Below are 16786 nucleotides of genomic sequence, written 5' to 3'. Positions count from 1 at the left end.
AGAATAAAACACTCAAAATAAGACTTTAAGACTACTCAATTCAAAAAACAAGGTGAAAAATACTAAACTTTTGTCCTTGTGTGACGATATGAACAATAAGGCCGGTGCGATACTCCCTATAACATCCTTTTCAGTAGATTTCATTATCGTGCCGGTTTTCTCACATGCAAAATCATCCCGCCAAGCTGATGGCGGGATTTTATTTTTTACATACCTGTCCATACGTCTTTTACATAACGTTTTTGGGCTTGCAGCTTGATCAGCCAATCAGCTGATTCTTCTCGACTGGCTCCTTTTTCAGCTTCATAAGCCAGACGCAATGTATTCTCTACATCAGGAGCCATTTGCGATCCGTCACCGCAAATGTAAATGTGAGCCCCTTTTTCAATGAGTGATATCAATTCCTTCATATCTTGTTTGAGCAAATGCTGTACATATTCTTTTGGTGCGTTATCGACGCGTGAGTAGCATCGGCGGATTGTCACCAAACCATCCTGTTCCGCTTGATCCAGCTCTTGCCTGTAAAGATCATCATGATCCGGACACCGGCAGCCGAAGTATAAAAGAGCTTCACCAAGCGTGTTGCCTTCCTTCTTTAAAACAGATCTTGCCTGAATAAAGCCTCTGAATGGCGCAATTCCTGTACCCGGTCCGACCATAATTATTGGTGTTTCAGGATTACCAGGCATCTGGAATCCGGATTGCGGCGTTCGAATGAAGCAGGCTGCTGTATCACCTGTACCCAGCTCTGCTAAATAATTAGAAGCGACACCACGGTATTCACCTCGCCCGCTCCAAGCCGAAGCTTTAACAACACCTACTGTCATACTCACGATGTTGGCATGGACTTTCGGTGAGCTTGAAATGGAATAATATCTCGGTTTTAATGAAGGCAATAGCTCTAAAAATCGTTCAAACGGTATTTCGCAGGCAGGATAATCCTCTAAAAGATCAAGCATGGTGAGACGTTTTGCCAATACCTGCTCTTTGTAAATGCGATCCTCTAAAATGAGCATTTCAAGCTCTTTTTGATGCGGCGGACAGACTGTATATGAAGCCAGTTCCCGCAGCTGAAGCCGTGAAGCCGGCTCCTGAAGCTCCACATAGGATGCCAACAAATCTGCCACTTTGATTGGCCGATCCATCGGAAGATGAGCCATATGAGGGCTTCCGCTGATTTTGATTACATGGCTTGGCTGCAAATCGAATCGGTTGAGAACCCGCTGAACGAGCTTCTGGCTGTTTTTTGGCAATATGCCAATATGATCGCCTTCTTTATATGTGTTGCCGTCAGGAAGCTGCAATTCTATATGACGGGTGGAACGCTGGCTGTCCGCTGATTGAAGCTCTCGATTCTCCAAAATGAGCCCTTCAAACGCGCCATATGCTTTGGCAAGCGGCGTGTCCGTCGCTTCACTGAGAAAAGTAATCGATAAGGAAGACCTGTCTTTTTTCTCAGATACTTCGTTTATATCGAATGCCTCCATCGTTTCCTTCCAGAAGCGGTTTTCCCAAGACTCGCGATGGCTTTCAAAGTCATCGGCGGCATCGCCTTCCCCAATCTTTGTTAAACGTGATGCTCCCTTTGCTTCCATCATGTCATCTATGAGGCGGGGAATTCGCTGATACGTGCTGGCCCAGCTCCGATTTCCGCACCCGAACACCGCATAGGAAACCCCTTTCAATTGGCCTTCCTCAAGCTCATCCAGCCACTCTACAAAGCCGGCAGCATTATCAGGAGGAGTCCCATTATAAGAAGCGGTGACGATGATTACTGCGCCTTGTGTGGGAAGCTTGCCGATATAATCGTCCAGCGGCGCTGTTTCGGATGTAAAGCCCATTTGGCGGCCGTAAGCAGCCAGTTCACCAGCTATTCCTTCCGCTGTTCCTAGATTTGAACCATAAAGAACGAGTAATGGTGTGCCGTGTTTGGATTTTGTTTCTTGCGGCTTTCGTTCTGTTTTGATATCAGCTTGTTCTTTTGTTCGCACATTGATTTCTGCTGTTTTCCGCGGTTTCACAGTAATTTTAAATTCATCCGGCTTGATTGTTAATGCCTCTTTGATTTTCAGTTCATACCCAGGATTGCTCATCAAATCAAAATGCTTCAATACAAGGCCGAGAACCATTGTGGCCTCTTGGAGAGCAAACTGCATACCGATACAAGCGCGCTGTCCGTTTCCAAACGGCTTATACGCATGGTGAGGAATACGCGAAGGGTCTTCAAATCGTTCCGGACGAAACTCTTCCGCATCCTCGCCCCATGCATCTTGATCCCGGTGCAGTTTCGGAATCAAAACGGTAACAGGCTGCCCTTTGCTGATTGGGTATTCCCCTCCTAAAACGGTATCTTCCTTCGCGTAGAGAGAAAAGGCTGGAGCTGTTGGGTACAGCCTGATTGTTTCATTTAAAACCATCCGAATGTATTTCAGCTGCTGAATTTGTTTATATTCCGGCGTGTCACCCGTTAATACCCGATCCGCTTCCTCCTGGGCTTTTTTCAGTTTTTCCGGATATGAAAGCAGACAGTAGATCGCAAATGAAAGCAAACCGCTTGTTGTTTCGTGCCCCGCAATTAAAAATGTGATTATTTGGTATCTGATGTTTTCATCATCCAGCGTTTCACCTGTTACAGGATCTTTGGCATAAAGCATGAGTGATAAAAGATCTTTAATATTTTCATCCGGATTCGCTTTTCGCTCCGCTATCATTCTATCAACCAGAGAGTTCATGTCTTCTATATCCTTTTGGAACTGCAGCTTCTTTTTCACCATCATCTTATCTTGCAGACCCAGTCTTTTCGATTGATTCATCGCTTCTTTTAAAGCACGAAGCATACTGGTGATAAACGGATGCTGAGAATCACGATAAAAGCTGTTGAATCGATAGTTAAACCCGCATAACCCGATTGTATCAAGCGTCAGACGAGTCATATCGTCCGCTACATCAATTTCTTCATTAGGATTAAGCCGGCTCCATTTCTGAATCAGCTGGGTTGCGATATCCAGCATCATAGAATGATAGCCTTTCATTGCTTTTTGACTGAAACTCGGCAGCAAAATGCGGTGGGCTTTTTGCCAATTCGGTTCATGTGACCAGCTAGTAAATAAGCCATCTCCGCCGAACTCGCGCACCTTTTGCAAGGCTTTACCAAGATTTTTATCAAAGCGGCTTTCATCACACACTTCGGCTACGAGATTGTGTCCGGACACAAAAACACTGGAAACCCCCGGAAAATCGAAACGGAAAATCGGTCCCAAGTCATCAGCTATCCGCCATAAAGATTGAGAAAGCTGTTCTTTTTCCAAATGCGGAAGGTTTTTCAAAGGTCCGTATGTTTTGGGCTGAGGTATTGCGCTTGCCTGTTTCACTAACACATCTTCCTTTCCTATTTTTGTGATGAATGGAGCTTAATGGCATCCCAGCAGCATTGTTCTAATTCAGTCATTAAACCTATGTCCATCTCGATGTCACCCGATTGGACAAGCTGATATATCTTCAGAAACGCCCCTAACACAATCGCAATTAACACATTAGAGGGCAAGCTGCGTATCACGCCTTCTGCTTTTCCCTTGTTAAAATAGTCATCAAGCATGTGAATCAGATTTTCTAACATGAATCTGCTTGTATCATTTAAGTAATGAGCGTCTTTCTTCGTTTCAAGGAAAAAAAGCGCGTAGTCACTCTCTTTCGTAAATTGAACAAGACAGCAAAATACGTGGTGAAAGCCCTCTCTGACTGGCAATTCTGAAAAATCCTGCTTTAGCTTTTCCGTAAAGCGCTGGATGCTTTCTTGAAACAATACGTTGACAAGTGTTTCTTTGCTTTCAAAATAACGGTAGATCGTTCCCGTTCCTACATGAGCACGCTCGGCTATCATAGGGATAGTGGCAGCATTAAATCCCCTTTCCGTAAAAAGCGAGACGGCCGCTTTCATAATCATGTCGTATTTACTGCTGGATGCGGATAACATGTAATGTGACAACCTCCGATTCATTTGCGGAATGAATATTCATTCCTTTTGTTCGTTATGATGTTTGATCTGTCTGATATCACCTCTTTATCTTTTCTTATATCCCTAGTTTATCTGAAAAAAACTTTTTTTAATATAAATTATATGTAAATAATTAAAAATTAAGAAAATATACCCAAATCCTCAAATGAATGGACTGGATATATTTCCCGAGAAATGATTTTATTTAACAGCCACAATACAAAGACAGGAATCACACCTCATGACAGAAAGGTCCCTAAAATACTGTTCTCTCAGCAGCTGAATATACATGTTCTTTTTCTCACCTATATTTCCATCAATACAGAGGTAAAAGCGGCCATCGATTTGAAGCACACGGTAAATTTCCCTTAAGGCAATCCTTATATCAGTGCAGCTCTGAACTGTATGTAAAGAAAACACTTTATTAAAGGTGCGGTCAGCAAAGGGAATGTTCTCAGGATAGCCATGAACAATCTCTCTTTTCCTCTTGTTCCTTCGATTTGCACGAGAAAGCTGCCTTACTTTTCGCTTTGAAGGGTCAATACTTTTTAAACTTCCCTTTTCCAGTCTCTCGTTTATGCTCTTAAAAATCTTGCCATTACTGATTCCAATTTCTAAAATTCTGTCATTTTCTTGTATGTTTATAAAGTCAATCATCATATACTCAATTGTTTTTGTTTGCTTATATTTCCGAGAAACTAATTCCAAAAAATTTGATCGTTTATAAAGTTTATTTTCTAGCATTTTAAACACCTGCTTTTGGTTCTATGTTGATTTATTATATTTAAAAAATAAACAGTGTCTTCATATTGGATTGGGAATGAGATATCAACTAGACGGCAATGTGTTTAAGAATGTTTCAATAGAACTAAACTTTTTCGTTTCTCCCGCAAAAAAAGCAGAAAACAACATGTTTTCTGCCTAGATTTGTTGACAAAATGCTAAAATGGTTTTCATTTTAGCATTTTGTCATATTTTCAGCGTGATGGAATCCCTTTGAAGTTTAGAAGGTGATGACTGCGTTGTTTAGATAGAGTGTGTTTGGCATTTAGCCGCCCGTTTCTTTCCTCAGTCCTGACAATGAACGCAAGAAATTGTCGACCTGCCGAAAAGAAAATAACATGTTTTCTACTGCCAATGATAAGGGAACACATAAAGCCTTTGCTGCTGCATGGCCATCAGTCTTTGCTGACGAAACGGATTTCCATAACCATGTTTAAAGGAATGCGGCATAGAAGCATAGCCATGTCCAATCGACGGCAGTCTCTTTTGATCATTGTTCATCATGCCATCACCTGCCTTACTGTAATATTGATTTATCATATGCAGGCTGATCATTTCTTGACAGCCTCGCTAAACCTGGTCCTTCTCTATTGTATAATGCATTAATAGCTCCATTCTAAGCATATTTCATCTCCCCCTTCAGGTTTCTCATTGATTTAGATCCAGTTTGTTAAATAAAGATGCTTTAGCTGAGACTCTTTCATTTCATCATAAATCTGCTCAATCTGCTGTTCTCGTTCGAACTCTTCCGGTCTTTTAAACCGTTTGTTAATCGTTACTGTTAAAAAGAATAGGTTAATCGTCATATCGCTCACCCCCTTTCAAAGTCCACTTTCAGCGAAATAACCCGCGGCATTATCCTTTCTGCCGCGGGCAAATAAAAAACCGCAGACAAAAGAAGACACCAATGCCTCTACTGCCTGCGGGGAGCTGCGTATGTCCGACTATTCCAAATTTAACGCGTGCAATAAGCAACGGTTAAGGAAGGACACGAACTCTTCCACAGGCTGAATGAACGATGAATACCACATACAGGTCGACGTCGTTGTCTCATTGTCATTTTGTTCAGCCTCCTTTGCTTTTTTCTTCCTTTGTAAGTATATCCACCAAATTATATTTTGTAAACATATTTTACTAAAAATGGACGGAAATTGTATGGATCATCAGATCAATTTGTCCTACAGTTATGATACTTGTTTCATTTCTTTTCTAGAGCGATCTTTTTTATGATATGCAATAAAATAAATGAGACCGACAAAGATCGCTCCGCCGATGACATTTCCGATAAAAGCCGGAATAATGTTGCCGAGGAACTGCCCCCATGTGAACGAACCTGCAAAAATAGCAGCAGGTATCACAAACATGTTGGCGACAACGTGCTGAAATCCAATTGCCACAAAAGCCATAACCGGGAACCAGATGCCGAGGATTTTCCCTGCTCCGTCTTGAGCGCCAAACGAAAGCCATACCGCAAGACATACAAGCCAGTTACAGCCGATACCGGAAACGAGAACTTTGCCGAAGCTCATATCAAGCTTTCCTTGCGCAACAGCGACCGTTTTTTCTAAATAAGGCCCTGTTTCAGTCAATCCAACCAAATGCCCGAAAAAGTAAGCAACAAACAATGCGCCGATTAAGTTCATCATCGTGATGATTCCCCAGTTAATCGCCAATTCTTTTACTGATATTTTTCTCGAAAATAAAGCCATTGCCACTGACATCATATTGCCTGTGATCAGTTCACCACCAGCGAGAACCACAAGGACCAGACCGACGGGAAATACTGCAGCTCCGATCAAGCTGGACAGACTCCCCCATTCTTTCGGAAGATCACCGATGACCCTGATATCAAGCAAGTAACCAAGCGCGATAAATGCGCCTCCTAAAAATCCGAGCACAAGCAGAGATGACAGCGGGAGCTTTATTTTTTTCACTCCTGCTTCAATTGCTATATCCGCAATTTCATCCGGTTTACGAAAAGCCATATTAGAACGCCTCCATTATTTCTTCTTTTCCTCAGTCATGACAGAAAGGCAATAAAAAAGACAGCACTCAAATAACCCGTACCAAACAGGCGTTTGAATGCTGCCTAATTTGTATGCATACCCATACAACAATATCAAGCAGAATGTAAGATTTTGAAAGAGAATATATACAGTTCTTGCATACATTCCATCGCTTTAAGCCTTCTATAACTGTAGCAACATCATATCAAATGTGACAAATTTGTGTCAACGACAAATTTGCTAGTTTTGCAGAGCTTCTTTTTGCTCATCTACTTTTTGGTCAAAGACAAACACAGATACAGCGATATTTTCCTCAATTTTAATATCTGAAAACAAATGAACAAGCTTTGCGCCAATCAGTTCCTCCATTCCTTCCGGTGTTTGTTTAGAATAAAGGTCTTGAATGAGGCTTGTCCGAGCCGCATGCACCATTTCTCTTCCTTCAGGTGTGCGGGCGATAAACTGCTCGCTTGCACTCAGGTTTCCGTACAGTGTTGAGACTGCCATATTTTCTACAAATACAGTATGAATCCTTTCAGGCCCTTTTCCGAACAATTCTTTGCGAAGTTTTCGTATAATATCATTGAACTCATGAATTTTTTTTGACAAGCCGATTACCCCTTCCGATATTGCTTACAAAAGCTTTTCCCAATTCCCCTTAGGACATTTCACTTGGTTAAAATTTTCATACTATATTGTATTATAATAAATATCACTTTATAATAAAAGCAGTATTGATGGATTTGTAATAGGTTCTTGTTATGAGTCTATCGGTTTATAAAAATCAAGGATTGGTCTGTTAGTAAGACTTGCTAGTGAACTATTCCGCCATGTGTGTTTACACCTTTCTTATAATGAAGGGCAGGTGTATCTACACATGGCTTTTTGACTTCTTGAAAGACAGATGGAGGGGAATATGAATATGATGGACGTTAAGTCGGTCAATGTCCGTGTAGACGGAACAGAGATTCAAGCACGAGCAGGTGCCACAATTTTAGATATTTTAAATGAAAATGGGATTGAGTATCCGCAGATCTGCCACGTTCCGGAGGTTGACCCGATTCAAACTTGTGATACTTGTATTGTAGAAGTGGATGGCAAACTGGTTCGTTCATGTTCTACTGTTGCAGAAAACGGAATGTCAATTGACCTTTCGGGCAACCGGGTGAAAGAGGCGCAAACCGAAGCAATGGACCGCCTTCTTGAAAATCATTTGCTATATTGCACGGTTTGCGATAACAACAATGGGAACTGTACGCTGCATAATACAGCGGAAATGATGGGAATCGAGCATCAAAAATACCCTTATACGCCAAAAGAAGATCCATCTTGTGCGGTAGATATGTCTCACCCTTTTTACCGCTATGATCCAAACCAATGCATTGCCTGCGGCCAGTGTGTTGAAGTTTGTCAAAACCTTCAGGTAAATGAAACACTCTCAATCGACTGGGAACGCGAACGTCCTCGTGTGATTTGGGATGAGGGAGTTTCAATTAATGAATCCTCTTGTGTCAGCTGCGGCCAATGTGTCACTGTATGCCCATGCAATGCGCTGATGGAAAAATCAATGCTCGGACAGGCTGGCTTTATGACAGGCATCAAAGAGGATGTCATGGAACCGATGATTGACCTCGTGAAAAACGTTGAGCCTGATTACGGCAGCATTTTTGCTGTTTCTGAAGTTGAGGCGGCTATGCGTGAAACGAGAACGAAAAAAACAAAAACAGTATGTACGTTCTGCGGTGTCGGATGTTCTTTTGAAGTATGGACAAAAGGACGGGATATTTTAAAAATCCAGCCTGTTTCTGACGCTCCTGTTAATGCGATTTCTACATGTGTCAAAGGGAAATTCGGCTGGGATTTCGTCAATTCTGAAGAACGGATCACAAAACCTTTAATCCGTAAAAACGGAGCTTTTGTTGAATCTTCTTGGGAAGAAGCCCTCGACCTTGTCGCAAGCAGATTAGGAACGATTAAAGAGCAGCACGGCAATGGCTCTGTCGGCTTTATTTCTTCTTCTAAAATTACGAATGAAGAAAACTATGTTATCCAAAAATTAGCGCGTCAGGTATTTGAGACAAATAACGTCGATAACTGCTCACGCTACTGCCAGTCTCCTGCTACAGACGGATTGTTCCGCACTGTCGGCATGGGCGGTGACGCCGGCACGATTAAAGATATTGCCAAAGCCGGTCTTGTTATTATTGTTGGCGCCAATCCGGCGGAAGGACACCCTGTGCTTGCCACTCGTGTCAAACGGGCTCACAAGCTCAACGGTCAAAAACTGATTGTTGCCGATTTGCGTAAAAACGAAATGGCTGAGCGGTCTGATTTGTTCATCAGCCCTCAACAAGGCACAGACCAAGTTTGGCTGATGGCTGTGACGAAATATATGATTGACCAAGGCTGGCACGATCAGGCATTTATTGATGAAAACGTGAATTTCTTTGAAGATTATAAAGAGACGCTTCAAACGTATACACTTGAATATGCAGAACGCGTCACAGGTCTTTCAAAAGAAAACATGATTGAAATTGCTGAAATGATTCGTGATGCTGACGGCACTTGTGTCCTTTGGGGAATGGGTGTCACACAAAATACAGGCGGTTCTGATACATCAGCAGCGATTTCAAACCTGCTTCTCGCTACAGGCAACTATCGCCGTCCCGGTGCAGGCGCTTATCCTTTGCGCGGTCATAATAACGTCCAAGGCGCTTGTGATATGGGTACACTGCCAGGCTGGCTGCCGGGATATCAGCATATTACAGATGACAATGCCCGTGCAAAATTTGAAGAGGCATATGGTGTCACAATTGACGGTAAGCCTGGTTTAGATAATATTCAAATGCTTCATTCCATTGAAGATGGTGACATGAAAGCAATGTACCTTGTCGGTGAAGATATGGCGCTTGTCGATTCAAACGCAAACCGTGTGCATGATATTTTATCAAGCCTTGATTTCTTTGTCGTTCAGGACATCTTCATGTCAAGAACAGCTCAATATGCCGATGTCATCTTGCCTGCCACTCCTTCGCTTGAAAAAGACGGGACATTTACAAATACAGAACGCCGCGTGCAGCGATTGTATCAGGCGCTCCCAACGCTTGGTGATGCGAAACCGGACTGGTGGATTATCCAAGAGGTGGCGAACCGTTTAGGAGCGAACTGGAATTACAGTCATCCAAGTGACATTTTCTCAGAAATGGCAAGCCTTTCTCCTCTGTTTGCTCAAGCAAGCTATGAGGTGCTTGAAGGCTGGAACACCTTCCTATGGGGCAGCTTCACAGGCGAAAGCACACCTCTTCTATATGAAGACGGATTTAATTTCCCTGACAAAAAAGCTCGCTTTGCCCTTAATGATTGGACTGAGCCAGCGTTCTTCCCAGAAGAATATGACCTTCATATCAATAACGGCCGGATGCTGGAGCACTTCCATGAAGGAAACATGACAAATAAATCGAAAGGCATTCAAGCCAAAGTACCGAACGTATTTGTTGAAATCTCACCTGAGCTTGCAGAGGAGCGAGGAATTTGTGACGGTTCGTTTGTCCGTCTCGTGTCTCCGTTCGGGGCAGTCAAATTAAACGCGCTGATCACAGACCGTGTGCGAAAAAATGAACTCTATCTGCCGATGAATTCAACAGACAAGGAGTCAGCGATTAACTTCCTGACAGGTCCTGCGGCTGATACACGGACACATACGCCTGCTTACAAACAGACAAAAGTTCGCATGGAGGTGCTTGGAGGCTGTGAAACAGCGCCGCTTCCGAAAACAAATCCGCGCAACAAAAAACGCCACCCGCAAAACGGGGTTGAAGCAGAAAGAAAATGGAACCGACCAGGCTATGTCCATCTGACCGATTAAACGAAAGGAGGAGAACAAATGGCAGCTCCGATTACAACGATCAAAAAAGAAACAAAAACAGCAGAACAAATCAAACTTGAAAAATTAGAAGAACTGAAAGAATTGCTGGCGGAAAATGAAGATGCCGTCTCTAAAACGATGACGGTAATGAATGAGCTCAATGAGCTTGGCATTTTTGATGCTGCAGCAAGCATGCTGAGAGCGAAGGAAGACATCGCAAAGATTGCACTTGGCCAAGTTTCGCGCGAGCCTGTCACCAATCTCATCAACACGATGATGGCCGCCGGAGGCGCATTGACAAAAGCTGATCCTGAATTCACAGGAAAACTTTTAGAAAGCATGATGGCTGGAACTGAACAGGCGCAAAGCTTTTTAAAAGAAGACAAGAAAGTCGGAATTCTTGACCTTTTAAAAGCAATGAACGATCCTGATATCAACAGAGCGGTCGGCTTCGGCCTTCAGTTTTTAAAAGGCATGGGAAAAGAACTGCAAGAGAAATAACTTAAAATCTGCTAGCGTATCATGATTCAACTATTTGCTGATTGATTAAAAAAATCCTTCTTTCGTTCATTGAACGTTTGAAGGATTTTTTTTTGCATGGGCTGCCATAAAATGAATGGATCTAGGTTCTGATCTAGACAATCCCCTAATCAATTTGTTCTTTTATTTGAGGGCACTTTTTGCTTCTGTCTGTAATTAGAGTGATGAATTTTTTAACGTATTTCTGTAGACACGCAGCAATTCATGTTTTGAAGAAAATCCACGAAGTAAATCAAAATAAATGAGCCCTCCTGACAACATCAGAATTCCCCACTTCATTACGTAATTTCAAATTGATAAACCTTTTGAAACCGACCAGCTTCAATCGTACAATGTTAGTAATACGCGAGACACTCATACTGGCTATAACGGCCTCGATAATCAATAATCAGATGCTTTAGTGATGATGATGATCATGAGGTTTCTCTACCTTGGCCTGACAAAGGATTGCATTGTCATGATTATGTGCTTCGGTTTCCATTTGAATGGTTACATGCGTGATGTCTTTGTGTTCAAGCTTATGTTCAATTTTACGCAAAATACCTTCACTTTCTGAAATGGTCAGCTGCTCATCAACAACAGCGTGGCAAGAAAGAGCGTTTAATCCGCTTGTGATGGACCAGATGTGTAAATCATGTATATTTTGAATTCCCCCTGTCTCCTCAATTGTCAAAATGATGTCATCGACATCTATATTTTTTGGTGTTCCTTCCATTAAGACGTGAATGGAATCTTTGGTGACATTGTAACCGCTTCTTAGAACTAGAATAGCCACAATAACACTAGCCAGTGGGTCTGCCCAGCTCCACCCAAAAAAGATGATAAGTATCGCAGCTAGAATAGCACCTACAGAGCCGAGCATATCGCTTATCACATGTAAATAAGCGCCTCTTATGTTCAAATTATGCTCTGTATTTCCGCCACTCAGCATAATCCATGCGACTAATATATTCACAATTAACCCGATGATACTAATCGTAAGCATGCCGGTTGTTGCTACTTCTGCCGGATGAGAAAAACGCCCGATTGCTTCATAAATGATATATAGGGAAATAAGAATTAATGCCACACCATTTATAACAGCGGCAAGAATCTCAAATCGTTTATAGCCGAAAGTCTGATTGTGACTTGCCTTTTTCTCAGCTAATGTAAAAGCAATCAGGGCAACCATTAATGAGATTGAATCACTTAGCATATGGCCTGCATCTGATAAGAGTGCAAGACTATTTGTTAAAAACCCGCCTATCACTTCTATCACCATATAACCTGTAATAAGGATAAAAGAGAACAATAAAACCTTTTTATTGGATCCTGCAGCATGATTATGGCTATGGTTGTGACCCATAAAAAATCTCCTCCTTCAATTAAAGTTCCTTGATGCATGTGCGATTATTATTTCTTATCTGTTATTACACATTCTAACAAGACTCAAACCGATATATATATGATCATGTATTCATATAATATAAATGATGATAATAAAAATGTCAAAATGACCCTCATAAAACATTCTCAATTTTCTCACCACTCATTTCAAAACACCATATGTGCAACTATTTAAACAGAAAAAAGAGAAGCAAACACACGCTTTGCTTCTCTGCCTTCATTTTTTATTCGTCAGCTTCCTCTAAACGCTTCTTATAAATCAGTGAACGATCAGCGCAAAAGAAGGCACCGGCTAAAAATACGCAATCCGCTAGAAACATCGTTGATTTCTGGCCTAACGTTAAACCTTGATCAGGAAGAACTGCGCCTATATATAAAAAAGTGCTGACTGCAAGCAATGTAAAAGCAAAATGCTTATAGTCTTCTTTTAAAGATTTCATTCTAATTTTGTTCAAAAGAATCACCTGCCAGATTCATAGTATACGACTATTATAATATAATCTGGCGGCTTACAAAGAAAGTAATTGTATCCATTTGTTATATATTTTTAAGCGCCCGCTCAATATCTTCCAGTAAATCTTCCGCATCTTCAATTCCTACCGAAATTCTGATCAGCCCGTCTGTAATGCCAAGCTCAATCCGACGCTCTCTCGGTATAGAGGCATGTGTCATTCTTGCCGGAACAGAAATTAAACTTTCTACAGCGCCAAGACTTTCGGCAATGGTAAACAGTTTCAAATTCCCTAAAAATGCATCAACCTGCTTTTCACTGCCGATGTCAAAGGAGATCATGCCGCCGAAGCCAGACCCCTGTGTTTTTGCAAGCTCATGTCCGGGATGATTTGAAGAACCAGGGTAATATAACGTTTGAACAGCAGGGTGATTCTCAAGAAAACTTGCGATTTTCCGCGCATTTTGATCGATCGCTTCCATTCTAAGACCCAATGTTTTAATTCCTCTCATCAACAGCCAGGAATCTTGAGGACCGAGCACGCCGCCTGTGGAATTTTGCACAAAATGGAGCTTTTCACCAAGTTCTTTCGAAGCGGTCACAACTAAACCCCCGACGACGTCACTGTGTCCGCCAAGGTATTTTGTCGCACTATGAAGCACGATATCAGCTCCTAAAGCAAGCGGCTGCTGAAAATAAGGCGTGTTGAAGGTATTGTCTACGATAAGCAGAACATCCGCTTTTTTGGCAATATCAGACATAAGCGCCAAATCGGTAATTTTGAGCAGCGGATTTGTCGGTGTCTCAATATAGATGGCTTTTGTGTTAGGGCGAATCGCATTTTCAACTTCTTCTCTGCTGCTTGTATCGACAAATGTTGACTCAATACCGAGACGATTAAGCACCTTTGTCATCACGCGGTATGTTCCGCCGTACACATCATCAGTCAACACGACATGATCCCCGCTGTTAAACAGCATCATGACCGCGGTAATGGCAGCCATTCCAGAACTGAACGCATAACCCGCTTCCCCGCCTTCCAGCTCTGTCACAAGCGTTTCGAGAGCAGACCTTGTCGGATTCGCCGTTCTGGAATACTCATAGCCGGTATGCTGCCCTGCTTTCGGCTGCTTGTACGTGCTAACTTGATAAATAGGCACAGACACTGCACCTGTTTTCTCATCACCTGTGATTCCCCCGTGAATCATCAAAGTTTTTTTCTTCATATCAGATGCCTCCTTCGTATATGTGTTTACTGATATATCGATCGCTGCTGTCAGGCAATACCGTGACTATATTTGTTCCTGCTGAGGCTTTTTTCGCTTCCTCTAATGCTGCATAAAGCGCTGCACCTGATGAGCTTCCGATCAGCAGACCTTCTTGTTCCGCTGCTTCTTTTACAAGCCTGAACGCATTCTCATCTGTTACGGTGTAAATCTCATCAAAATGGCTCTTATTCATATAATCAGGAATGAACTCCATTCCGATGCCTTCTGTTTTGTGGGCGTGTGGCTCTCCTCCATTTAAAATAGACCCCTCTGGTTCGACAATGACCGTTTTGACTGCTGGATTTTTTTCCTTTAAGAAGGAAGCAGTTCCTGCAAATGTGCCTCCTGATCCCGCTCCTGCAACGAACGTATGAATATTGCCGTCAAGCGCTTCCCAAATTTCAGGTCCAAGCGTCTTATAGTAAGTCGATGGATTTACTTGGTTTTTAAATTGCAAAACGCAATAAGAATTGTCAATTTCAGTCTCCAGCTGAATGGCTTTTTGAATGGCTCCCTGCATTCCGTCTTGACGCGGCGTATGAATGATTGATGCGCCAAGCGCCTGCATAATTTGCTGTTTTTCTGTACTGAAATGCTCTGGGACACAAAAAATCGCTTGCAACCCATGTTTTCTGGCACTCAGCGCAAGGCCAATCCCTGTATTTCCTGCCGTAGCTTCGATAATTACGCCGCCTGGCTTCACCTTGCCCGATTCCAATGCGTCACGGATCAGCATATCGCCTAGTCTGTCTTTGATGCTCCCGCCGGGATTCATCATTTCAAGCTTGGCAAACACTGTGACGCCTTTTGGAACATCAAAGTTCTTCAAGCGGAGAAGGGGTGTATTTCCAATCAGCTCCGTAATGTCGGTAATAACAGTCATATATGTCCTCCTCCTTGATAGAGGTTGTTTTTAGGGAAAACGGAGGAGAATTCTCCCCCCGTTTTAATGAATTCGTTTGATCACTTTTAACACAAGCTCTGTGGAATTGACAGCCGCCTGCTCTAAAAATTGGTCAAATGATACATGTGATTCTTTTCCTGCGATATCAGATAACGCTCTGATGACGACAAACGGCGTTTTAAATTGATGGCATACTTGAGCCACTGCCGCAGCTTCCATTTCAACCGCGTACAGATCAGAAAATTTCGCACGCACATCTTCAACCCGCTTCGGATCGTTCATAAAAGAATCGCCTGTTGCAATCGTTCCTTTTGCAGCCTGAATGCCGTCAAGTTCAGAAACCGCTTCTTCAGTGATGCCGATCAGCTTTTCGTCTGCCTCATAAGCAGCCGGAAGCCCCGGAACCTGGCCATATTCATAGTCAAAGGCCGTTACATCCACGTCATGGTGGCGAACGTCAGTTGAAATGACGACATCCCCTACATTCAGTGTATGATGAAATCCGCCCGCTGAGCCTGTGTTAATCACATAATCAGGTTTATATCGGTCAAGCAAAAGCGTTGTGCTGATGGCAGCATTTACTTTTCCAATTCCTGATTTTAAAAGAATCACTTCAGTTCCTTCATATTCTCCTGTTGTAAATTCACAGTGTGCGATTGTTTCTGTTTTTGCATTTTTAAGTTTGCTTCTTAAGATCGTAACTTCCTCTTCCATTGCTCCGATGACTGCTAGTTTCATCTATTCACATTCCCTTCACTTTACCGTTTGATCGCCTCCATTATCCACACGAAGTCGTTATGCTGAGTGAATTGGACTGCAAAACTTTCAGCTATAAACATCTCTTTCAATGCACCCAATGTAGGATAATGCTCCGTCTCTAAATCATCTGCCAGCTGATAGAACCCTTGAGAACGAGCTTTATCAATCGCCTGTTGATACGCTGGCACATCTTCAAAGACGGTATCGGCAAACACTATTTTATCATGCAAGCGAAGGTATTTGCCATATTGCTTTATGGCAGCCCGCTTTTCTTCGTCGGTCAAATGATGAAATGCATATGAACTGACAATTGTGTCAGCCTGAAATGGCGGATCAGGAAATGTCAGGAAGTCTCCGTCAACGATTTCCGCCCTGTCCGAAAGCTTATCAGAAGCTAATTTACGCATTGCAGGAGACGGTTCGATTCCAAATACAGCTTTGCCCGCCTCCAGCAGCTTCACTGTCAAATTCCCCGTCCCCGGGCCAAATTCTAACACATGTGTTCCAGACCTGCGGACAATGGCATCAAGGATACTATCATAGCCTCTGAACGCTTCTTTATACTGAATATCAAAACCTTGTACTGTTTGATCATAAGTTGCGGCCCAATCTTCAAAGAGAGGGATAAATTCACGTCCCATAATTATCACACTCCATATTTTATAATTCCTATAAGTATACTATGAATTAATGATGGAACAGTTCCTATCATACCACATCTTCCAGAAAGCAGATACTAAAACATCTTGTGCATTTTATGCCATCTATGTTGCGTGTTGCCTGGAAAAAAGCTTATACTTCATATGACTTGTGAAAGCTGGAGGGCCGAG

The 16786-nt window shown here is 42.5% G+C and carries 15 protein-coding genes; 2 read left to right on the top strand and 13 right to left on the bottom strand.

Features of this window, described 5'->3' with window-relative positions; all coding sequences use genetic code 11:
• Positions 1-206 precede the first annotated feature (206 nt).
• From cypB to AAGG74_RS01780, 7 genes are all read right to left on the bottom strand, one after another.
• Complete coding sequence (gene cypB / locus AAGG74_RS01810) at positions 207-3371, bottom strand: bifunctional cytochrome P450/NADPH--P450 reductase CypB (protein ID WP_429674373.1); 3165 nt, start codon at positions 3369-3371, stop codon at positions 207-209.
• A gap of 17 nt (positions 3372-3388) precedes the next feature.
• Positions 3389-3973: a transcriptional regulator FatR gene (gene fatR / locus AAGG74_RS01805; RefSeq protein ID WP_162102803.1), complete on the bottom strand. Its 585-nt coding sequence runs from the start codon at positions 3971-3973 to the stop codon at positions 3389-3391.
• 222 nt (positions 3974-4195) lie between these two features.
• Positions 4196-4738: a class I SAM-dependent methyltransferase gene (locus tag AAGG74_RS01800; protein WP_429674372.1), complete on the bottom strand. Its 543-nt coding sequence runs from the start codon at positions 4736-4738 to the stop codon at positions 4196-4198.
• Positions 4739-5122: 384 nt separating this feature from the next.
• On the bottom strand, positions 5123-5281 hold the full coding sequence (locus tag AAGG74_RS01795) for a hypothetical protein (protein ID WP_162102309.1): 159 nt from the start codon (positions 5279-5281) through the stop codon (positions 5123-5125).
• A 152-nt stretch (positions 5282-5433) separates the two neighbouring features.
• Positions 5434-5583, bottom strand: a complete 150-nt coding sequence (locus tag AAGG74_RS01790) for a YrzI family small protein (protein WP_162102308.1) — start codon at positions 5581-5583, stop codon at positions 5434-5436.
• Positions 5584-5961: 378 nt separating this feature from the next.
• On the bottom strand, positions 5962-6762 hold the full coding sequence (locus tag AAGG74_RS01785) for a formate/nitrite transporter family protein (RefSeq protein WP_162102307.1): 801 nt from the start codon (positions 6760-6762) through the stop codon (positions 5962-5964).
• Positions 6763-7023: 261 nt separating this feature from the next.
• Entirely contained in the window at positions 7024-7392 is a 369-nt protein-coding gene (locus tag AAGG74_RS01780) for a Na-translocating system protein MpsC family protein (protein ID WP_162102306.1), read from the bottom strand.
• 313 nt (positions 7393-7705) lie between these two features.
• Between AAGG74_RS01780 and fdhF the strand changes: the two genes are divergently transcribed.
• Complete coding sequence (gene fdhF / locus AAGG74_RS01775) at positions 7706-10648, top strand: formate dehydrogenase subunit alpha (protein ID WP_429674371.1); 2943 nt, start codon at positions 7706-7708, stop codon at positions 10646-10648.
• An 18-nt stretch (positions 10649-10666) separates the two neighbouring features.
• Positions 10667-11149, top strand: a complete 483-nt coding sequence (locus AAGG74_RS01770) for a helical membrane plugin domain-containing protein (protein ID WP_429674370.1) — start codon at positions 10667-10669, stop codon at positions 11147-11149.
• A 436-nt stretch (positions 11150-11585) separates the two neighbouring features.
• On the opposite strand, the gene AAGG74_RS01765 is transcribed toward AAGG74_RS01770, so the two are convergent.
• The 6 genes from AAGG74_RS01765 to AAGG74_RS01740 all read right to left on the bottom strand — a co-directional run bounded on the left by AAGG74_RS01765 (position 11586) and on the right by AAGG74_RS01740 (position 16597).
• Positions 11586-12533 carry a cation diffusion facilitator family transporter gene (locus tag AAGG74_RS01765; protein ID WP_429674369.1) on the bottom strand — a complete coding sequence of 316 codons (948 nt, stop codon included), beginning with the start codon at positions 12531-12533 and terminating at the stop codon, positions 11586-11588.
• A 265-nt stretch (positions 12534-12798) separates the two neighbouring features.
• Positions 12799-13029, bottom strand: coding sequence for a YrhC family protein (locus AAGG74_RS01760; protein ID WP_429674368.1), 231 nt, complete (start codon positions 13027-13029; stop codon positions 12799-12801).
• 82 nt (positions 13030-13111) lie between these two features.
• Positions 13112-14251 (bottom strand): bifunctional cystathionine gamma-lyase/homocysteine desulfhydrase, encoded by a 1140-nt coding sequence (locus tag AAGG74_RS01755; RefSeq protein WP_429674367.1) that lies wholly within the window; start codon positions 14249-14251, stop codon positions 13112-13114.
• Between the two features lies 1 nt (position 14252).
• Positions 14253-15176 (bottom strand): O-acetylserine dependent cystathionine beta-synthase, encoded by a 924-nt coding sequence (locus tag AAGG74_RS01750; RefSeq protein ID WP_429674366.1) that lies wholly within the window; start codon positions 15174-15176, stop codon positions 14253-14255.
• 63 nt (positions 15177-15239) lie between these two features.
• Entirely contained in the window at positions 15240-15935 is a 696-nt protein-coding gene (gene mtnN, locus AAGG74_RS01745) for a 5'-methylthioadenosine/S-adenosylhomocysteine nucleosidase (protein WP_162102299.1), read from the bottom strand.
• 20 nt (positions 15936-15955) lie between these two features.
• Positions 15956-16597: a class I SAM-dependent methyltransferase gene (locus tag AAGG74_RS01740; RefSeq protein ID WP_429674365.1), complete on the bottom strand. Its 642-nt coding sequence runs from the start codon at positions 16595-16597 to the stop codon at positions 15956-15958.
• Positions 16598-16786: the final 189 nt, after the last annotated feature.

The organism is Bacillus mexicanus (assembly GCF_050445615.1).
GTDB lineage: Bacteria > Bacillota > Bacilli > Bacillales > Bacillaceae > Bacillus > Bacillus mexicanus.
The sequence above is the reverse complement of the archived record's forward strand: the minus strand, read 5'-3'. Positions and strand labels throughout refer to the sequence as shown.

What these genes read in the sequence shown, in the direction of transcription:
- mtnN (WP_162102299.1), bottom strand. Translation starts at nt 15,935, where the DNA reads ATGAAACTAGCAGTCATCGGAGCAATGGAAGAGGAAGTTACGATCTTA.
- AAGG74_RS01770 (WP_429674370.1), top strand. Translation starts at nt 10,667, where the DNA reads ATGGCAGCTCCGATTACAACGATCAAAAAAGAAACAAAAACAGCAGAA.
- AAGG74_RS01800 (WP_429674372.1), bottom strand. Translation starts at nt 4,738, where the DNA reads ATGCTAGAAAATAAACTTTATAAACGATCAAATTTTTTGGAATTAGTT.
- AAGG74_RS01755 (WP_429674367.1), bottom strand. Translation starts at nt 14,251, where the DNA reads ATGAAGAAAAAAACTTTGATGATTCACGGGGGAATCACAGGTGATGAG.
- AAGG74_RS01785 (WP_162102307.1), bottom strand. Translation starts at nt 6,762, where the DNA reads ATGGCTTTTCGTAAACCGGATGAAATTGCGGATATAGCAATTGAAGCA.
- fatR (WP_162102803.1), bottom strand. Translation starts at nt 3,973, where the DNA reads ATGTTATCCGCATCCAGCAGTAAATACGACATGATTATGAAAGCGGCC.
- AAGG74_RS01750 (WP_429674366.1), bottom strand. Translation starts at nt 15,176, where the DNA reads ATGACTGTTATTACCGACATTACGGAGCTGATTGGAAATACACCCCTT.
- AAGG74_RS01765 (WP_429674369.1), bottom strand. Translation starts at nt 12,533, where the DNA reads ATGGGTCACAACCATAGCCATAATCATGCTGCAGGATCCAATAAAAAG.
- fdhF (WP_429674371.1), top strand. Translation starts at nt 7,706, where the DNA reads ATGATGGACGTTAAGTCGGTCAATGTCCGTGTAGACGGAACAGAGATT.
- AAGG74_RS01795 (WP_162102309.1), bottom strand. Translation starts at nt 5,281, where the DNA reads ATGATGAACAATGATCAAAAGAGACTGCCGTCGATTGGACATGGCTAT.
- AAGG74_RS01740 (WP_429674365.1), bottom strand. Translation starts at nt 16,597, where the DNA reads ATGGGACGTGAATTTATCCCTCTCTTTGAAGATTGGGCCGCAACTTAT.
- AAGG74_RS01790 (WP_162102308.1), bottom strand. Translation starts at nt 5,583, where the DNA reads ATGACGATTAACCTATTCTTTTTAACAGTAACGATTAACAAACGGTTT.